Genomic DNA, 18,550 nt, shown 5'->3' with positions numbered 1-18,550 from the left:
AAGTGTAAATCCATCTGTAAACTTACTTTTACTGATTAAGTCCTCAAGCATTGTACGAATAATTGGGTCATCATCAATAATTCCAATGTGAATTGGTTTCTTAGTATATTTAACATTATTTACAGCAGCCACTTTCACCTGATTTCTACCAGCCTGTTTCGCCTCGTAAAGTGCTCCATCTGCAATATCGATATTTCTTTTTAGCTCTAACTGAGTGGGGTGGACTTCATGAATTCCTGCAGAGAACGAATTATAGAATTTTGAATCTCCAAAACGAAAAGCAGTGTTGGAGAAATCCTTTAAAATTCGTTCAATAACAAGTTTCGCCTCATTAGCTTCTGTTTCAGGCAGAAGGATAATAAATTCCTCACCACCATAACGAATAATGATGTCATTAATTCTTAGGCCCTTTCTAACAACATCAGCGAATGTTGCTAAAACCTCATCACCTACGATATGACCGTATGTGTCATTCACTTGTTTAAAATGATCTAAATCAACAAGCACTAAGCAAAATGGCTCATATCTTCTATTTAAATTACTAACCAAGCGTTCATAAGTTTGAGCTAAAAATTTCCTGTTATAAACCCTTGTTAGCTCATCAATTAACATTACATCGTCAACAGCTTGTTTTCGCTCAAGTTGGCGGTTTATTCTTACAATAAATTCATCCATTTCCAAAGGTTTTTGTATGAAATCATCTGCGCCCAGCTTATAGCTTTTCATTCTGATTTCCTTTGATTTATCAACACTAATCATAATTGTCGGAATAAACTGTTGCTTCATTTTTTCCTTTATTTGCAACAGTACATCTAGTCCATTTTTATCTTTCATATGAACATCAATAACAACACAGTCAGGATTCAAGTCATAATAGGAATTAGTAGCACGGTCTGGGTCAGCAACAGCAATCACCACCCAGCCTTCTTTCTCTAATTCATCCTTAAGGTACATTAATAATGCTGTATCATCGTCTATGAGCAAAATAAGGTTTTTATCTTCATACTCTTTTTTGTTCTCAATAATTTCATCAACATTGGAATATTCTTCATAATAAATAATGGAAATAAGGGGTAGCAAAAAAGATTGCAATTCCTCTTTGTCCCAAACTCGTTCTTCATGCTCCTTTAAATGGCTCATCAATTCTTGGGCCATATCTCCTGCTTCAGAAAATCCAATGGTTGCAGCAGTTCCAGATATGGAGTGAAGGAAACGAAAAAGTTCTTTATGTTGAATTTCTTGTTGTTCATTTAACCAAGCTTCAAGCTGTTTTCGTACATTTTTAATTAATGTTTGCAAATATTTACTCATTGGCCTCTCCTACTCAAAACGAATATTTACATTTATCTCTTCTCTCCATATAACCATATTTTAGGGGGGAATTCTAGAAAAAAGTTTATATTTTGACAAGATTCGACTTTCGAAACAGTTATTCTCTGTTCCCCTGCGTAAAGATCGCAATAAACTTTACTAATTGCAGCAAGGAAAGCAAGGCAGCGGCCACATAAGTTAAAGCAGCGGCACTTAATACTTTACTTACCCCTCTTTCCTCATTATTAACAATCATTCCTTCAGAAAGCATTAATCTTTTTGCTCTTGAGCTTGCATTAAATTCTACTGGCAACGTAATAAGCTGAAAGGCTACAACTGCTGAGAAAAAGATGATCCCTAAGCCAATTAAATTTAAACTTCCTAATAAAAAGCCGCCAAATAACAAAAATGGCGCAATACCTGAAGTAAAGTTCACAATTGGTAACATTTTATGTCGTAAAACGAGTGCACCGTATGCTTCACGATGTTGAATAGCATGACCAACCTCGTGTGCTGCAACAGAAATCGCTGCAATTGATTGACTTCCATAGACTGAATCCGATAATCTAACAGCTTTTTTTAAGGGATCATAATGATCTGTTAAAGAACCCCTCACATGTTCAACAGGTACGTCTGATAACCCGTTTCGGTCAAGTAACTGCCTTGCAATCTCAGCCCCAGTCATATGAGAAGATGCTGACACCTTAGCATACTTTTCAAAATTCCCCTTAACTCGAAACTGCGCCCATAATGAAAGACCAAATGCAATAATGATTAAAAAATCCAATGGATGAAAAAACATGTTGATATCCTCCCTACAGCAGATACTTTATTATCGATAGTTTAAGCAAAACATTGATTTCTACCATACAAAATTTCATATGGTTTCTTTTGCTTAATCCGCAAACTATAAACAGAAGGTGTACATACTAAAAAAATGGACTCTTAAATAAAGTGAAAGAATTTATTTGGTAGGTTTGTGTATAAGCCCCAAATGCTAATAGTTAGGAAGTGAAACTGTTGAAAGTAAATGAGGAAGAAAAGAAATTACTTAGTGAAGCAATTGATAAAATGAATGAAGGGTTAGACTCCTTTATTGGTTTTTATAATGATTCTGAAGAAGATAAAGCACTTATTGAATTCTCAGAGGATACAATCGAGACGATTGAAAAGGCTATTGAAACATATGGAAAAGACGAGGTTACAACCAAAATTAATACGATTATTAAAGAAGTTTTATCTTTTATACCAAATAAGAAAGGATGAGTTCTCAACATGGCAAAATCAAATAAAACCATCACACAATGGTTGCGTTGGCCTATTCATTATCGTATTACCCTTATCGTACTACTCATCATTTTAGTATTTGGTGAAATCATTACTCTCGTAGAACCAAACGAGTTTCCAACCACTTTTGATGGAATTTGGTGGGCTCTTGTAACTGTCTCTACTGTTGGATTTGGTGATTATGTTCCACAAACGTATGTTGGAAGAGGTATCGCAATGATCATGATTTTAGCTGGAGCCAGCTTTGTAACAGCCTATTTTGCTAGCGTTTCTTCAGCTGCTATAAAAAGACAACACTCATACCTTGAAGGAAATGTGACTTTTTCTGGTGAAAATCATGTTATTTTAATTGGGTGGAATGAAAAAGCAAATGAAATGATTGATTCTTTACAAACTGTTAAGCCATATAAACAAATTGTCTTAATAGATGACTCGCTAAAAGAATCTCCATTAATTGAAAATGTTCATTTCATCCGTGGAAATCCAGCCCATGAGCAAACTTTACTTAAAGCGAATATCCAAGAAGCTGATGCAGCCATCATTACTGCTGATCAGCATAAAAACGAACAAGATGCAGATATGAACTCAATTCTTGTCCTTTTATCCCTAAAAGGACTTAATCCAAATTTATACTGTGTGATCGAATTGCTAACAGAACAGCAAGCGAACAATGCTAGCAGAGCTGGAGCAAATGAAATAATTAAGTCTTATAAATTAACAAGTCACTTTATTATGAGCAGTTACTTAGCGAAAAACGGTTTATCAAGCTTCTATTCTGAGCTTAACCCTGCAAGTGGTAACTTATTTCAAGTTCTTCCGGTAAATAAAGAGTTGATTGGCAAAACATTCAAAGATGCAAGTCACCAACTCCTCGAAAAAGAATCGATTTTAATTGGCATAAAAAGAGGAGAGGATACGAAAGTGAATCCGCCCCTCTCCTTTGAAATACAAGATCATGATTCTCTAATCGTTTTTACTCATTAATCAAGCAATACTGCCTCTAATTCCTTAACAAGCGCCTTCCCTAACTCAATATATTCTTCAGGGAAGGTTGCATCTTTATCCTGCGGCTCCTGGAATTGATCAAAAGAAGCACTAAAGTTCCCAATATGCACATGGTCATCTAATCCAATTTGATATTTATGTGATAAAAGAAAAGGTGTACCTAATTCTACTGTTGTATTTCTTGAATCCAGCTGTCCATCAACAGATGTAAATGGTACCCTTAAGAATTGATAACCAACCTCAGAATCAATTTTATAATCGAAGTAGCCATGATCATAATCCCAATTCCCACCTATCGTATATCCTAAAGGTTTAAGCTCCTGCTCTAGGTCATATAATTGAAATGTTTGTCCTTCTAACCTTGAACGAACTTCAATCAAAGCAAATCCTCCTTTATCTTAGGTCTGTTAATATTACATTTCTTCTTGCAGGTTTCGTGACCTCTTTCTAAAAACAAAGCCTACCCTATAAAGGAAATGGCTTAACATCGCCTTTTCCTTAGATTTGCCTAATATAAGAAAATCATGACCATTAAAACGAAAAAAAGCCGACATGAATGTCGACCTTTTTCAAAATTATTTTTCTAATCGTTTTTCAAGTTCTGCTTTCTTTTCTTCAAAGCCAGGCTTTCCAAGTAAAGCGAACATATTTACTTTATATGCTTCAACCCCTGGTTGATCAAATGGATTTACTCCTAGAAGATAACCACTCATTGCACAAGCCTTTTCAAAGAAGTACACTAAATATCCGAGTGTGTATTCATCCATTTTTGGAATATTTACTACTAAGTTAGGTACCCCACCATCAGTATGAGCTAACATTGTTCCTTGGAATGCCTTTTTGTTAACAAAGTCTACTGATTTACCAGCAAGATAATTTAAACCATCTAAATCACTTTCTTCTGCCTCAATCGTTAATTCATGGCGAGGAGTCTCAACATTGATGACTGTTTCAAAAATGTCGCGACGTCCTTCCTGTACATATTGTCCTAAAGAGTGTAAGTCAGTTGAGAAGTTAGCTGAAGAAGGATAAATTCCTTTTTGGTCTTTCCCTTCACTTTCGCCAAATAATTGCTTCCACCATTCAGCAAAATACTGTAGTCCTGGCTCATAGTTAATTAGCATTTCAATCGTTTTTCCTTTGTTGTATAAAACATTACGAACAGCTGCGTATTGATATGCTGGATTTTCCTCAAGCTCGGATTTTCCGAAATCTTCGCTTGCAGCTTGAGCACCCTTCATCATGGCTTCAATATCTACACCCGTTACAGCGATTGGTAATAATCCAACAGCTGTTAATATTGAATAACGACCTCCAACATCATCTGGAATGATGAATGACTCGTAACCTTCCTCAGTTGCAAGTGTTTTCAAAGCACCACGTGCTTTATCAGTTGTAGCATAAATACGTTGCTTCGCTTCAGATTTTCCGTACTTTTCTTCAAGAAGCTTTCTAAAAATACGGAATGCTAATGCTGGTTCAGTTGTTGTACCCGATTTAGAAATAACATTAATCGAGAAATCTTTTCCTTCAAGTAAATCATGAAGATCCTTCATGTATGTAGAGCTGATGTTATTTCCTACAAAAATAACTTGTGGAGCTTGTCTTTGTTCTTTTGATAAAGAATTATAAAAAGAATGATTAAGCATTTCAATTGCAGCACGTGCTCCTAAATAAGAACCACCAATTCCAATGACAAGAAGAACTTCTGAGTCGTTCTTAATTTTTTCAGCACTTTTTTGAATTCGAGCAAATTCTTCTTTATCATAATTGTTAGGAAGATCCACCCAACCTAAGTAGTCACTTCCAGCTCCTGTTTGCTCATGAATAGAATGATGAGCAACTTTCACAAAATCCCTTAAATATGTAAGTTCATGTTCGTTAAAAAAAGTTAAGGCACTAGAATAATCAAAGCTTACATGCGTCATAACATTTTTCCTCCAATGTTTACTATTTGTTTATAGCTAATAACAACTTTATCTAAACTACATGTGTAAATCAAGTATAGATCTTTATGTAATCGCTAACATTTCCAATCTTTTCTGACAATTCATTTACATAATAAAGCAAACACGGAGTAACCCCCGTGTTTGAATATTTTTTAATTTATAGAGATGCTGTTAAGATCGCAACCACATCGTCTTTATTTAAAGATTTAAAATTACCGAATTCTCCATTAATCATTGCTTTATCAGCCATTAAATCAATGTTTTCATCATTAATATCATAATCTTTTAAACGACTAGGTGCTCCAATACTGCTCCAAAACTCACGAAGTTTATCAATGCCTTCAAGAGCAACTGTTCGGTCGTCTTTACCAGAAGGATCGACATCAAAAACATTAACAGCCATTTGTACAAAACGAGATACATTTTGATCTAGGTTATGCTTCATCCAGTTAGGAAACAGAATCGCTAATCCACCGGCATGCGGAATATCATAAACAGCAGAAACAGCATGTTCAATATTATGACTTGCCCAATCTCCTCGATACCCCATTTGTAGTTGGCCATTTAACGCAATCGTACCGGAATAAAGAATCGTTTCACGAAGCTCGTAATTTTCTAGATCATTTATTAGCTTAGGAGCTGCTTCAATAACTGTTTTCAATGTTGCCTCACAGAAGCGGTCTTGTAAAGGTGTATTTTTTGTATGATGAAAATATTGTTCAAATACATGTGACATCATATCAACAATGCCATATACCGTTTGATCTTTTGGTACAGTGAACGTATTTACTGGATCTAATATTGAAAATTTAGGAAATGTTAAAGGACTACCCCAACCATATTTTTCTTTTGTTTCCCAATTCGTTATAACAGAACCAGAGTTCATCTCAGAACCTGTTGCAGCTAATGTTAATACTGTACCAAATGGCACAGCTTCTGTAGGAATATGTTTCTTAGTCACAATATCCCAAGCATCACCATCATATTTCGCCCCAACAGAAATGGCCTTTGTACAGTCGATTACACTTCCTCCACCTACTGCTAATATAAAATCAATATTCTCTTTTTTACATATCTCAACGCCACGATGAACCGTTGATAACCTAGGGTTTGGTTCAACTCCAGACAATTCATATACTTCAAGGTTATTTTTCTCTAAAATTTGAATGACTTTGTCATAGAGACCATTGCGCTTAATACTTCCTCCACCATATACAACAAGAACCTTTTTTCCGTACTTTGGAACTTCATTTTCAAGTTGTTCTATCTGTCCCTTACCAAAGATTAATTTAGTGGGATTATAGTATGTAAAATTATCCATTTATATCGCCTCCATATTTAGATTATGTAATTTCCTGATTTTATTGTAAAGAAATGTGCTTTTATTAAAATTTTCTTTGAATAGTTTTTTTGTTTTTTCGCAAGATATAAGTGTAGTTAACAACTAAGGAGGTTGTAAATAAAAATGAGCGCAATTCAACGTATAGCACTTGTACTTACGATAATAGGAGCAATTAACTGGGGACTAATTGGTTTTTTCCAATTTGATCTAGTAGCAGCTATCTTCGGCGGCCAGGATTCAGCATTATCACGAATCATTTACGGTTTAGTTGGTATTGCTGGTTTAATCAATCTTGGTCTGTTATTCAAACCTTCTGAAGAAGTAGCAAGAGAACCTCGCCCAGAAGCTCGATAAGAGTGAAGAAAAAAGAGTTAACTTCGGTTAGCTCTTTTTTTATTTTTGATTAAAGGGAATAAAAAAAGACGAACACCCTGTGTTCATCTTTTCTTCGTTCATTATTTTTTAATTTCTTCACGTTTTGATTGCTCAATCCACTCTTCAAGCTTGTCTTTTAATGTGTTGAAACCTTGTGGAGTTTCTGTTTCAGCTTTTACAGTTGCTTGACGTTTTTTAGGTCTTTTTGGAGCTTCTTGCTTTTCTTCAGCAGGTGCTTCTTGAGTAGCACGGATTGATAAGCTGATTTTCCCAGATTTTTCATCAATAGAAAGAACTTTTACTTGAACTTCATCATTAACGTTTAAGTGCTCATTAACATCTTTAACAAAACCATGTGTAATTTCTGAGATGTGAACAAGTCCTTGTGTTTCTTCATCTAGTGCAACAAATGCACCATATGGCTGAATACCTGTTACTTTTCCTGTATGAACACTTCCTATTTCGTACTTCGCTGTCATAATAACACTCCTATTTTTCTTATAATTATATGTCCCATTATACGCAATTAAAAATTATATCATATCTTTGCGCCTTTGACAAAAATAAATATTTTTGATCTCATTTTTTAGTATACCCAAAAAAGAAAAAGCAACGATGAATCCGTTGCTTTAAGGCATTGGCTTATAGACAATTTTTGGGTATCCATTTTCTAGACGAAGCTCAAGTGAAACCGTTTCTCCATCCCCTTTTATATAAATATGATTGATAACCTCTCCGTTTTCTTGATACTGAAATTCAACCATCGTAACTTCGTTTGATAAAGTCTGGAAGTCAGTAGAACTTATCTCGGAAATAAATTGACTTTTATCAGGTATGTTTGTGCCTTCTCCTTTATATAAGAGGTTATAAGCCATATCATAATCTCCAGTTATCACTGCATACATATAGATTCTTGCCACAACTAAATCAATTGTATTTGTTCCCGCAAACGGTCCATCAAACACTTTATCGTTATTAGTTCTTTTGTATTCCTCATATGTTGCTACCATTTGATCTGTTAGAGGCAACAGGTTCACGCTTAATCCATTTGGAATAATTTTCAATTTCAAAGGGATGAGAGACTCTACTTGATTCTCAAGCTCTTCCGTTAGATGAAAATCACTGTCCCTAAGTTCACTTAAAAAAGCATCAACTATTTGTGAAGACATTGTATTATTGTTTTCAGAAATAAACTTCTCAAAATCTGATATGATCTCCTCTTTAACTTTTGCCTCATTAGTTGTAATCTGAGAATTTTCTGTTCCTGTCAAATAGTTTTTCATTAGATCCTGAAACAATATTTTCAAATCATTTATATTAGAAAAATTAGGATGTTTGATTATGATTGACTCTAGCTGAATCAATCTAGTTTCAAGTTCATCACGACTGATGACTAATTCAGCGTCTACTTTATATCTTTTGTTTTTCTGAATATCCAGAAATAGTTTTAGTTCTTCTGATAATTTCTCAGAAAAAGTCTCTGAAATTTTGCCATAATCAACGGTAAAAGAGATCATTCCTTCACCATCATCAACAAAAATGTAACCGTTACCCTTCATTTCATCCACTAAGTTCATATAGTCTTCTGTTCCATTTTTTACGCTACCACTATTAAGTTGTTGAACATAGTCTTTAACGTTAGAAACATCTATACTCTGTTCCTTAAAGTTCATTTCCCACTCATCTGTATATCGTTCTTTTAATAGCTCTAATTTCTCAATATAATGAAGAATTTGTTCATCACTTATATCACTTTGATCTTTTAACATAGTAAATTCTGTAAAAGGCATTGATACTCGATATTCAATAATTTTTTTAACATTATTCATATAGTTTTTTAACTCTGTTTGCGATTTATAACTCTTTCTCTCTTCAAAGGCTGAAACTGCACTTTTAGCTTCCTGGACAAACTGATATTGTTCTACATTTTTGGTTTGGAGAGAAGCATTTAACTCATCTACTTTTCTTTCATAAAATCCTCTTATCTCATTTGTTGCCGCTTCAATGTCTGAAGTTGTTACGGGCTGCTGGTTCATATGCTCCTCTGTTGGATGATTCCAATTCGTGTTTTCCGGTTGCTTTAGAAGTTGTACACCAAGGATTCCTCCAATTAAAAGTACACCAATAAAGGAGGCAACATACGGTAGTTGAAGTTTCATGCGCTTTTTATACGGCTTTTCCGATTTTTTTACCTCATTCACTAGTTTATCTACAGAGGAAACTGAGGGCACTTGTTCGTATGAGTTTTTTAAGTTTCTCATTCGTTCTTCAAATAATTTATCATCCATGTATGTCACCTTCTTTCTTATCAAGTTCTTCAATGACTTTTTTCAACATTGTTTTCCCTCGTAATATTCGTGTTTTAACTGTAGATAATGAAATAGACATAATTTCTGCAATTTCCTCATACTTCTTTTCATGAAAATAAAAAAGAACGATTGGTATCCGATATTTCTCATCTAGCCTTTGTATCGCTAAATGAAGTACCCGATCTTCCTCATTACGTAAAACCTCAGCTTCTGTTTCAGGGTAATACTCCTGTCGAAAGTCTTGTTGTATTTTAAAAACCTTCCGTAGATTAGATTGTCGTTTTCTAGCAAAGTCCCTCGTCACATTAAGTGTTATTTTATATAGCCAAGTAGAAAATTTCGCCTTAGTAAACTGATCTATAAATCGATATACACGAATAAATACTTCCTGTGTAATATCTTCTATCTCATCCTGTCTGTTCCCTAATTGATAAGCAAACTTCTCCACAACAGGATAATGAAGTTCAACAAGCTGCTGAAAAGCTAACATATTTCCCTGTTTGGCCTTTTTAATTAATTCTTCTTCGGTCATGTGTCCCTGCCCTCCTCTTTCATGTTATTTAACGCCATCATGTTCGACATTGTTTCATTTGGGAATTAACTTTAATGAGGATTTATAGAGAGAGGAAAAATCTAATTATAGGTTTAAACCACATAAAAAAGAGGGAATAATACAAGCATAAGGCTTTCTAGTATTCCCCCTTTTGTTTCTATATGAGCTGATCAACTGGTCAGCTTTTTTTAGTTGAGTTTTAAACTTACACTCATACTTTTTGTTTTTGAACAAAACGTTGCATTCTTCTTAATGATTCTTGAAGCTGTTCTAATGAAGAGGCATAGGAGCATCGGATATACCCTTCGCCGCTTTCCCCAAACACGCTACCTGGAACAACAGCCACTCTTTCTTCCATGAGAAGCTTTTCTGCAAATTCTTCTGACGAAAGGTTTGTTTCCTTTATAGAAGGAAATGCGTAAAACGCACCACCTGGTACATGACAAGTAAGCCCCATTTCTGTTAATGCATTAACAAAAAGGTTTCGCCGTTGCCTGTAGCTTTTTTTCATATGCGAAACATCTTCTTTGCCATTCTTAATTGCTTCGATTGCAGCATATTGAGCCATAGAAGGTGCACACATCATTGTGTATTGATGAATTTTTAACATAGCGCTTAAAAATTCAGGCTGTGCAGCTACATAACCTAAACGCCAGCCTGTCATGGCAAATCCTTTCGAAAATCCTGAAACAAGGATTGTCCGTTCTACCATTCCATCAATCGAAACAAAGCTTGTATACACATCATCATAGGTAAGCTCAGCATAGATTTCATCTGAAATAACCAATAAATCATACTTTTCAATAATTTTCGCTATTTTTTCCAAGTCTTCTTTATTAAGGAGTGTTCCAGTTGGATTATTTGGTGAGCACAAAATAATCGCTTTTGTTTTATTCGTGATTGCCTTTTCTAAATCTGAAGGCTGAAGCTTGAACTCCATTTCACCGCTCGTTTGAACGGATACTGGTACCCCACCAGCAAGAGATATTAGCGATGAATAAGATACGAAGCTAGGCTCAATGACAATAACCTCATCACCAGGGTTTACAATGGCTCTAAGTGCAAGGTCAAGAGCTTGGCTTGCCCCAACTGTTACTAACAATTCCTCTGAAGGACTATAGCTCACATTGGTTTTTTCTTTAAGATAATGACTTATTTCTTTTCTTAACTCAAGAAGGCCTGCATTTGCTGTGTAGGAGGTATATCCTTGCTCTAAGGAAAGGATACTTGCTTCTCTTACATTCCAAGGTGTAACGAAATCAGGTTCACCAACACCTAATGAAATAACACCTTCCATACTTGCTGCTAGGTCAAAGAACTTGCGTATTCCTGATGGTTTTAAGCCTTTGACTGTACTTGAAAGGTAATGCGTTGGTTCAATCATGGTGATACCACAATTCTCTTATCCTCATCATCTTGTTCAAATATAGTACCATCATGTTTATATTTCTTTAAGATAAAATGAGTTGTTGTAGACAATACAGAGTCTAAAGTTGAAAGCTTTTCAGAAACAAATTGTGCAATAGCTGACATCGATTTTCCTTCTATTATGACTGAAAGGTCGTAAGCACCTGACATTAAGTAAACAGACTTTACTTCATTAAAACGATAAATTCGACTTGCAATATCATCGAAGCCTACTCCTCTTTTTGGCTGAACTTTTACATCAATCATGGCTTTTACACCTTCGTGCCCATCAACCTTACGCCAATTCACCTGTGCTGTATAATCAACAATAATACGTTGATCTTCAAGATTTTTAATTATCTTTCTCGTTTCTTCTTCTGATAAGTCAATCATTTTGGCGATTTGTTCTGCAGTCAAGCGGCAGTCATCTTGTAATATTTCTAATAACTCTACTTCCTTTTCACTAAACTTCATTTTTCACCACTCCTACTTTTCAAATCTTCAGATAATTATACCACCATATTGCTCGTTTTTCATACGTTTCACAAAAAGAAAAAAGGGTAGATTTTTACATGAGTGTTTTTTAAAATCCCGGTAAAAAATATGAAAAAACATTGTTCTTCTTTAACAGCCTATTAGGTTAAACTACGTTACCTTAAAAGCTATACTCCTAAATGACAAGCAGCAAATTCAGTGTGTTAAGTCAAACACATATTTTATCATACAATCCGGCAATATATATAGGAAAAATGGAGTGAATGCTTATGAATAAAAGCCATTACTACTGTAGTACGATGAATATTCTTGGCATAAACGTTCACTATGAGGTTTATCGCCAACATCCAACCAATCCTGTTATGATCTTAGTACATGGATTCCTGTCCTCTAGTTTTTGCTACAGAAAAATTATTCCTTTGCTAAAAGAGGATTTTACAATCATTACAATTGATCTTCCTCCATTCGGCAAAACAGAGAAATCAACCAAATTTGTTCACTCTTATACAAACATGGCAAAAGTGGTAATACATTTAGTAGAAGGACTGAACATAAAAAGAGCTTACCTTGTTGGTCACTCTATGGGTGGGCAAGTATCCTTGAATGCAGCAAAGCAAAGACCCGATTTGTTTGAGAAAGTGATATTACTATGTAGCTCAGGATATATGAAAGGTGTACATCCTTCACTAAAATTTGGTTCATATGTTCCTTATTTTTATCTATGCATTAAGCATTGGCTAGCTAGTCAAGGAATTCTAAAGAACTTAAACAATGTGGTGCATGACCGTTCCTTAATTGATCAGGAAATGATGGATGGGTATATGGAGCCTTTTCTCGATGACAAAATATTTCGTGCTTTAAATCGGATGATACGTGATCATGAAGGTGATCTTAGTTCAGAAGAATTAAAGCAGATCGAACAGCCAAGCTTACTTATATGGGGAAATGAAGACAAAGTGGTACCTGTTCATATCGGAGAAAGATTAAAAAATGATTTACCAAACTCAACGTTTTTCTCGTTTAAACATACCGGCCACTTAGTTCCCGAAGAAAGGCCTGAACATGTTTCAGAAAAGATTGTGAACTTCCTTTTTCAGGCTCAATAGAAAGAAACCACTCTAAGAGTGGTCAGGCTGTTTAGAAAGTACGTGTTTTTAAAAAAACACGTACTTTCTTTTAGTTTTTATCGTTCTTCTAGTAAGAAAAGGTATGGATTTTAAATGAAAAAGATCATCATACACCTTATGCAAGCCTTGCTAGGTGTGTGGCGATCTTTTTCATGTTTTGACAGGCTGCGGTGAGTAATACTTGTTCACTCGCATTCTGTATTCCCCGTAACCGGCAGTAGCGAAGCCCATGCAGTTCTTTTGAATCTGCGAAGCTTCGCTCTACTTTTTCTTTTCTGAATTTGTATAGGATTTTACCCGACTTTGAAAGACGATTCAGACGAACTTGATCTTTATGATCCTCCCACACATGGCGCGTAACGACTTTCTGTGTGTTTTTTGATTTCGTGCATTCCTTTAATAATGGACAAGTTGCACATTTTTTAGGATTAGATTTATACTCTCGATACCCTTCACGTGTAGTCGTACGATAAACTAATTCCTCTTTGTTTGGACATATATAGACATCTCGTTCACGCACATAGTCAAATTTCCATTTTGGAAAAAGACCCTTGGTTGGATGGAACCTTCTATGAGCTATGACCCCAAAGATCTTGCGATCATTGATTCCTTTACATATAGCATTTGTTAGATAACCTGAATCGAGACCAACTGCTTCTACATTAAAACCAAATCTATTAATTTGACGATCTATACGAGAGAGATAAGGAACAGAATCATGAACATTACCAGGAGTAACATAAGCATCAGTGATGATATTAAATTTCATATCAGTGGTACGATGGTCTAGGTAACAGAACATCTCTTGCTTATTATCACGTGACATAAACCCACAATCAGGATCAGTTGTACTTTTTCGAATTTGCTTAGTTTCATTCACCTCTTCCTTTTCCTTTAGAGGCTTTTTTCCATGATTTATCCTATCTTCTTCAATAGCTTTATTTAATTCTTCAATGTATTCTCGTGTTTCAACTTCAACATCCACACGTGTGAATTTATGTTTATTTGCATTAGCTTTAAGGTGAGTAGAATCCGTAAATAAAACCCTTCCTCCAACCATCTTATGTTGAATAGCTTGAAAGACAATTTCATCAAAGATTTCCTGGAAGATATTTGTATCTTTAAAACGGGTACGGCGATTCCAACTAATAGTTGAATGATCAGGGACTGGATCTTTGAGTTTTAAACCTAAGAACCACCTGTAAGCAATGTTTGTCTGAATCTCACGTTCTAATTGACGTTCCGAACGAATGCCATAGAAATAACCGATGAACATCATTTTGAAAAGCATAGTGGGATCGGATGGACGGCCAAAGTTTTCAGAGTACAGAGGTCGGACTTTTTCATTAATAAAAGAGAAGTCTATGTATTTTTCCACTTTTCTCAAAAGATGATCTTGTGGTACTAATTCTTCAATCATGACAAATTCAACTTCATTTTGGGTTTCCCTTTTAGGTTTAAACATATCTTCCACCGTCCTAAATTTGTTTTTCTATATGTATATTATACCATATTAACGCGGTGAATAGATAAAGTATATGAATAAAAGTAATGGCTGTCGAGGTTTCTCGACAGCCTGACCACTCTAAGAGTGGTTTTTCATTTCCATTTAAATCTCACAGCTTGCGTTATTTTTGATTTGAAGTAACTGCTTAGACATGAATTCACATTCCGTTAGAGGGATGATTTCCTCGAACGAAAATTCATAAATCGCTTGTATTTTTCTTGCTAACTTTAGTTTATCATCTATCAAATGAACAGCCTGGAGCACATCAACTACTTCCGTTTCATAACGATCTTCTCCATAACCTAACGGATCCCACTGTAATAAAACTTCCATTAACCTTATATTCGTTTGCTGTGTTTCCATTTTTTCACCTTTATTAATCTTATTTTTTGCACTGTTATTGTAACACACTTATGATAGAAGTAGATAATGAAAGAAGCTATATCCATTTTTGTATATGATTCATATACCGTACTACTCATGTTAAAGGAATCCTATAATAAATATAGCTCACAGTTTTATAAGAATCTTTACTAAGAGGTGATGCAATTGAGTCGATTTGATCAAGTTATTAACCGAAAGAAAACAGATTCAGTAAAATGGGATTATACAAAAAGAATATTTGGTGTAGAAGATGTACTACCAATGTGGGTGGCTGACATGGATTTTCCAGCACCTGAGGAAGTGATTGATGCCTTACATACTCGAGTTGACCACGGAATATTTGGATATACAATGCCAGGTTCAAAAATGGAAGAAAGCGTTAAAAACTGGTTAGATTCCCGTCATTCCTGGAAGATCGATCCAAAAACAATCACATACAGTCCTGGAATTGTCACAGCTATTAGTATGGCTATCCATGCCTTTACTACTTCAGAAGACAAAATTGTCGTACAACCGCCTGTCTACTACCCATTTTTTGAGATTGCCCAAAAGCATAAACGCGAGGTCCTATATAATCAATTATTACTAAATGAAGAATTCCGTTATGAAATTGATTTTAATGATTTGGAAGAAAAGCTTTCAGATGAAAGAACAACACTTTTTATCTTATGTAATCCTCACAATCCAAGTGGTCGGGTTTGGAGTAAGGAGGAATTAACAAGAATTGGGGACCTTTGTATTAAGCATAATGTTCTGATTATATCAGACGATATTCATTCCGACCTGTTGCTGTTTGGAAATCAATATACTCCGATTGCGTCTATTCGAAAAGACATTGCGAATCAAACCATTACTTGTATTGCACCTAGTAAAACTTTCAATTTGGCAGGTCTACAAGCTTCAATTTTGTTAATACCAAATGACTCTCTTAAAAGGCGTTATAATGAAGTTCAACAGGTGTTTGGCGTTATGGGTATCAACACGTTAGGAGCTGAGGCGATGCAGGCAGCGTATGAACATGGGAGCAACTGGCTTGATGAATTAATTCAATATCTTCAGGAAAATGTATTATTAATAGAAGAATATTTAATGAATCATCTTCCTCAGGTAAAAATCATGCGACCTGAATCAACCTATCTTGTGTGGATTGATGCAAGAAATGTAAATAAATCGGATAAAGAATTACAGGAACTACTCCTTAATAAGGGAAAACTTGCTTTACATATAGGTTCCAAGTTTGGCAAAAACGGAGAAGGCTTTCTAAGAATGAACATTGCTTGTCCAAAGGAAACTTTGTTAGATGGTTTAAAAAGATTGAAAATAGCTTTAACATAATTATCCCAAACTTCCAAATGGGCTCTTTCAACTTAAGAGCTCATTTATTCAGTTTTTATAAAAAAATTAGTTAAAATGTGTTTATTTCAGAATAATTTTTACAATTCTCACAATTTAATGGTATAATTAGGGAAACTTACTTATATCAAAGGTGACCATTATATGGAACTAGTAAAAGATATTATCTTACAAATTACATTCGTTGTTCTCCCTATTTTTATCTATCATTTATTATGGTTAAGTAGAAACAACCTTAGCTCTTTAAAACCCAATAAACTATTAATTACGTGTGGCTCCATTTTTTCTTCTGTCTTGTGTTTGATTTACCCGATTGAGCTAATTGATGGAGCTTTCTTTACCCTTCAACCTATTCCCTTATTTACTAGCGTCGTTTACGGGGGATCCATACCAGGTCTGCTTACTCTTCTTACAACTTCTATTTATTTTTCACAACTTTATGAACTGGGCTGGGTTTATTTTTGTGGGAGCATAACGGTTTACATTATTCTTTCACTTTCTCTACGAAGCAATTGGTATTCCTACACGTTTAAAAAGAAATTAAATTACGCTGCCATATACGGGATAAGTATTTTAATTTTTTCACTTTGTACAATCATTTTTGTAAGCGTTTTATATCCTCGTTATGTTGATTTAGCTAATTATGTAATCCCAAGCATAACAATTTTCACCCTTACCTTGATACTTATTTTATGTATATACCTAATTGAGTATATAAGGGCAAATGCTGTTATGAGGATGGAGTTAATGAAAGCAGAGAAGCTTTCCATTGTCAGTGAACTCGCAGCAAGTGTTGCACACGAAGTGAGAAACCCGTTAACTGTTGTCAGAGGTTTTGTTCAATTAATAGGTAATTCAACAAATAGTACAGATAGTCAAAGAAGAGAGTACATGGATCTTGTGTTAACAGAATTGGATCGAGCCCAAGCCATCATAACTGACTATCTAGGTATGGCCGGACAAAAAAGCATGGCTAAAGAAAAAATAAACTTAACCAATACTCTAAATGATATCACTACGCTCATGACATCTTATGCAAACTATAAAACAGTAAAATTCAAATGTGATATTGATAAGGATTTGTATGTTTTTGGAGACCCAATTAAACTAAAACAGGTTTTTGTCAATATTATCAAAAATTCCATAGAAGCTGTTCCGAATATGGAAGGGCTGGTAACCATTCATGCATGTTTATTGGAAAGCACAATACATATTAAAATATCTGATAATGGGATCGGAATGACTAAAGAGCAAATTGAGAGATTAGGAGAACCATACTATTCTTCTAAAGATGATGGCACAGGGCTTGGATTGACGGTTACATATAGTATAGTTAAAAGCCATGGTGGTTCTGTAAAATACATAAGTGAAGTTAATAAAGGAACAGTTGCTATTATTTCTCTTCCTCTTTACTTCGATACTAGCTCGGATCATTCTCACCTATTTAGCGAGAATTTATCAGGTTAATAAAAGATATAAAAGGTGACAGATATGATTCTGTCACCTTTTCATATTTTATTCTTCTTCCTCTGATTTAACTTCTTTCTTATCGCCACGGTTTGCTTCTTTTTCCGTCACTTCTCCACAGGCAATTCTAGCTCCTGAATCTCCTGCTGGCTGAGTCATGCCGTCATCCATTTTTTCCGTTATCACAATTGCTGCTCCATCTGGATCAAGCATAGAATTCTTCTTTCCACTTTTTAGGGTTAATTGAGGAGCCATTAATTCCGCTTCTGTTTTTCCATTTTCAGAAATAACATTGGGAAGATCCCCTGCGTGAGCACCTTCGGGATGCAAAAGCCCATGCTTTTTATCATCAGGATTCAAATGATCTCCAGCGCTTTTAAAATCAGGTCCCTTACATGTACCTTTTTCATGAATGTTTATCCCATGCTCACCTTCTGGTAACCCCTCTAACATCACTTCAAACTTTACACCTTCTGGCTGTTCAGAAACTTTAATGGTACCAAGTGAATCACCGCTTGCATTAAACATCTCAACATCCATTTTGGTAATTTCTTTTTCCATACAGCCGGACAAAATAAAAGGAAAAACAAAGCACAAAGACAAAAATGTTTTACGTTTCATAATACCCTCCAATGAAATGGTTTGGATAAAGGGTATTTTTTGTCACAATGTATAAACT

Annotated in this window: 19 protein-coding genes; 6 read left to right on the top strand and 13 right to left on the bottom strand. The window is 34.9% G+C overall.

The window, feature by feature from the left end:
- On the bottom strand, nt 1-1,311 hold a 1,311-nt coding region (locus ACEWK1_RS23685; RefSeq protein ID WP_416636727.1), incomplete at its 3' end, for a diguanylate cyclase.
- Between the two features lie 118 nt (nt 1,312-1,429).
- Nucleotides 1,430-2,113: a zinc metallopeptidase gene (locus ACEWK1_RS23680; protein ID WP_416636726.1), complete on the bottom strand. Its 684-nt coding sequence runs from the start codon at nt 2,111-2,113 to the stop codon at nt 1,430-1,432.
- Nucleotides 2,114-2,331: 218 nt separating this feature from the next.
- On the opposite strand from ACEWK1_RS23680, the gene ACEWK1_RS23675 reads away from it, so the two are divergent.
- Complete coding sequence (locus ACEWK1_RS23675) at nt 2,332-2,577, top strand: atypical membrane-integrating protein (Mistic protein) (RefSeq protein WP_121663253.1); 246 nt, start codon at nt 2,332-2,334, stop codon at nt 2,575-2,577.
- Between the two features lie 9 nt (nt 2,578-2,586).
- The gene (locus ACEWK1_RS23670; RefSeq protein ID WP_121663254.1) at nt 2,587-3,582 is read left to right on the top strand and encodes a potassium channel family protein; all 996 of its coding nucleotides are present in this window, start codon (nt 2,587-2,589) and stop codon (nt 3,580-3,582) included.
- On the opposite strand, the gene ACEWK1_RS23665 is transcribed toward ACEWK1_RS23670, so the two are convergent.
- From ACEWK1_RS23665 to ACEWK1_RS23655, 3 genes are all read right to left on the bottom strand, one after another.
- Nucleotides 3,579-3,983: a YugN-like family protein gene (locus tag ACEWK1_RS23665; RefSeq protein ID WP_121663255.1), complete on the bottom strand. Its 405-nt coding sequence runs from the start codon at nt 3,981-3,983 to the stop codon at nt 3,579-3,581. The genes ACEWK1_RS23670 and ACEWK1_RS23665 overlap by 4 nt on opposite strands.
- Nucleotides 3,984-4,178: 195 nt before the next feature.
- Entirely contained in the window at nt 4,179-5,531 is a 1,353-nt protein-coding gene (locus tag ACEWK1_RS23660) for a glucose-6-phosphate isomerase (protein ID WP_121663256.1), read from the bottom strand.
- A gap of 178 nt (nt 5,532-5,709) precedes the next feature.
- On the bottom strand, nt 5,710-6,873 hold the full coding sequence (locus ACEWK1_RS23655) for an iron-containing alcohol dehydrogenase (protein ID WP_212137699.1): 1,164 nt from the start codon (nt 6,871-6,873) through the stop codon (nt 5,710-5,712).
- A 144-nt stretch (nt 6,874-7,017) separates the two neighbouring features.
- Between ACEWK1_RS23655 and ACEWK1_RS23650 the strand changes: the two genes are divergently transcribed.
- Complete coding sequence (locus tag ACEWK1_RS23650) at nt 7,018-7,248, top strand: DUF378 domain-containing protein (RefSeq protein ID WP_121663258.1); 231 nt, start codon at nt 7,018-7,020, stop codon at nt 7,246-7,248.
- 101 nt (nt 7,249-7,349) lie between these two features.
- Here ACEWK1_RS23650 and yugI read toward each other — a convergent pair whose 3' ends face one another.
- The 5 genes from yugI to ACEWK1_RS23625 form a co-directional block, all read right to left on the bottom strand.
- Nucleotides 7,350-7,748 (bottom strand): S1 domain-containing post-transcriptional regulator GSP13, encoded by a 399-nt coding sequence (gene yugI, locus ACEWK1_RS23645; RefSeq protein ID WP_121663259.1) that lies wholly within the window; start codon nt 7,746-7,748, stop codon nt 7,350-7,352.
- Between the two features lie 150 nt (nt 7,749-7,898).
- Nucleotides 7,899-9,557, bottom strand: coding sequence for a hypothetical protein (locus ACEWK1_RS23640; RefSeq protein ID WP_416636725.1), 1,659 nt, complete (start codon nt 9,555-9,557; stop codon nt 7,899-7,901).
- Nucleotides 9,550-10,110, bottom strand: a complete 561-nt coding sequence (locus tag ACEWK1_RS23635) for an RNA polymerase sigma factor (protein WP_121663261.1) — start codon at nt 10,108-10,110, stop codon at nt 9,550-9,552. The genes ACEWK1_RS23640 and ACEWK1_RS23635 overlap by 8 nt, the downstream gene beginning before the upstream one ends.
- A gap of 232 nt (nt 10,111-10,342) precedes the next feature.
- Complete coding sequence (locus ACEWK1_RS23630) at nt 10,343-11,515, bottom strand: aminotransferase (protein ID WP_121663262.1); 1,173 nt, start codon at nt 11,513-11,515, stop codon at nt 10,343-10,345.
- Nucleotides 11,512-12,012: an Lrp/AsnC family transcriptional regulator gene (locus ACEWK1_RS23625; protein ID WP_121663263.1), complete on the bottom strand. Its 501-nt coding sequence runs from the start codon at nt 12,010-12,012 to the stop codon at nt 11,512-11,514. Before ACEWK1_RS23625 ends, ACEWK1_RS23630 begins: the two co-directional genes overlap by 4 nt.
- 290 nt (nt 12,013-12,302) lie before the next feature.
- Here ACEWK1_RS23625 and ACEWK1_RS23620 point away from each other — a divergent pair, with 290 nt between their 5' ends.
- Nucleotides 12,303-13,139 (top strand): alpha/beta fold hydrolase, encoded by an 837-nt coding sequence (locus ACEWK1_RS23620; protein ID WP_121663264.1) that lies wholly within the window; start codon nt 12,303-12,305, stop codon nt 13,137-13,139.
- Nucleotides 13,140-13,275: 136 nt separating this feature from the next.
- Here ACEWK1_RS23620 and ACEWK1_RS23615 read toward each other — a convergent pair whose 3' ends face one another.
- Nucleotides 13,276-14,625, bottom strand: a complete 1,350-nt coding sequence (locus ACEWK1_RS23615) for an IS1182 family transposase (protein ID WP_416636724.1) — start codon at nt 14,623-14,625, stop codon at nt 13,276-13,278.
- 144 nt (nt 14,626-14,769) lie between these two features.
- The gene (locus ACEWK1_RS23610) at nt 14,770-15,030 is read right to left on the bottom strand and encodes a DUF1871 family protein (protein WP_121663266.1); all 261 of its coding nucleotides are present in this window, start codon (nt 15,028-15,030) and stop codon (nt 14,770-14,772) included.
- Nucleotides 15,031-15,216: 186 nt separating this feature from the next.
- Between ACEWK1_RS23610 and ACEWK1_RS23605 the strand changes: the two genes are divergently transcribed.
- Entirely contained in the window at nt 15,217-16,386 is a 1,170-nt protein-coding gene (locus tag ACEWK1_RS23605; protein WP_251399031.1) for a MalY/PatB family protein, read from the top strand.
- A gap of 162 nt (nt 16,387-16,548) precedes the next feature.
- Nucleotides 16,549-17,871 (top strand): sensor histidine kinase, encoded by a 1,323-nt coding sequence (locus tag ACEWK1_RS23600; RefSeq protein WP_121663268.1) that lies wholly within the window; start codon nt 16,549-16,551, stop codon nt 17,869-17,871.
- A gap of 48 nt (nt 17,872-17,919) precedes the next feature.
- Here ACEWK1_RS23600 and ACEWK1_RS23595 read toward each other — a convergent pair whose 3' ends face one another.
- Nucleotides 17,920-18,492 carry a superoxide dismutase family protein gene (locus ACEWK1_RS23595; protein WP_121663269.1) on the bottom strand — a complete coding sequence of 191 codons (573 nt, stop codon included), beginning with the start codon at nt 18,490-18,492 and terminating at the stop codon, nt 17,920-17,922.
- Between the last annotated feature and the right edge of the window lie 58 nt (nt 18,493-18,550).

It is taken from the genome of Metabacillus sp. YM-086, from assembly GCF_048059995.1.
Classification (GTDB): Bacteria; Bacillota; Bacilli; order Bacillales; family Bacillaceae; genus Metabacillus; species Metabacillus litoralis_B.
This window is presented reverse-complemented; position numbering and strand designations above follow the sequence as displayed.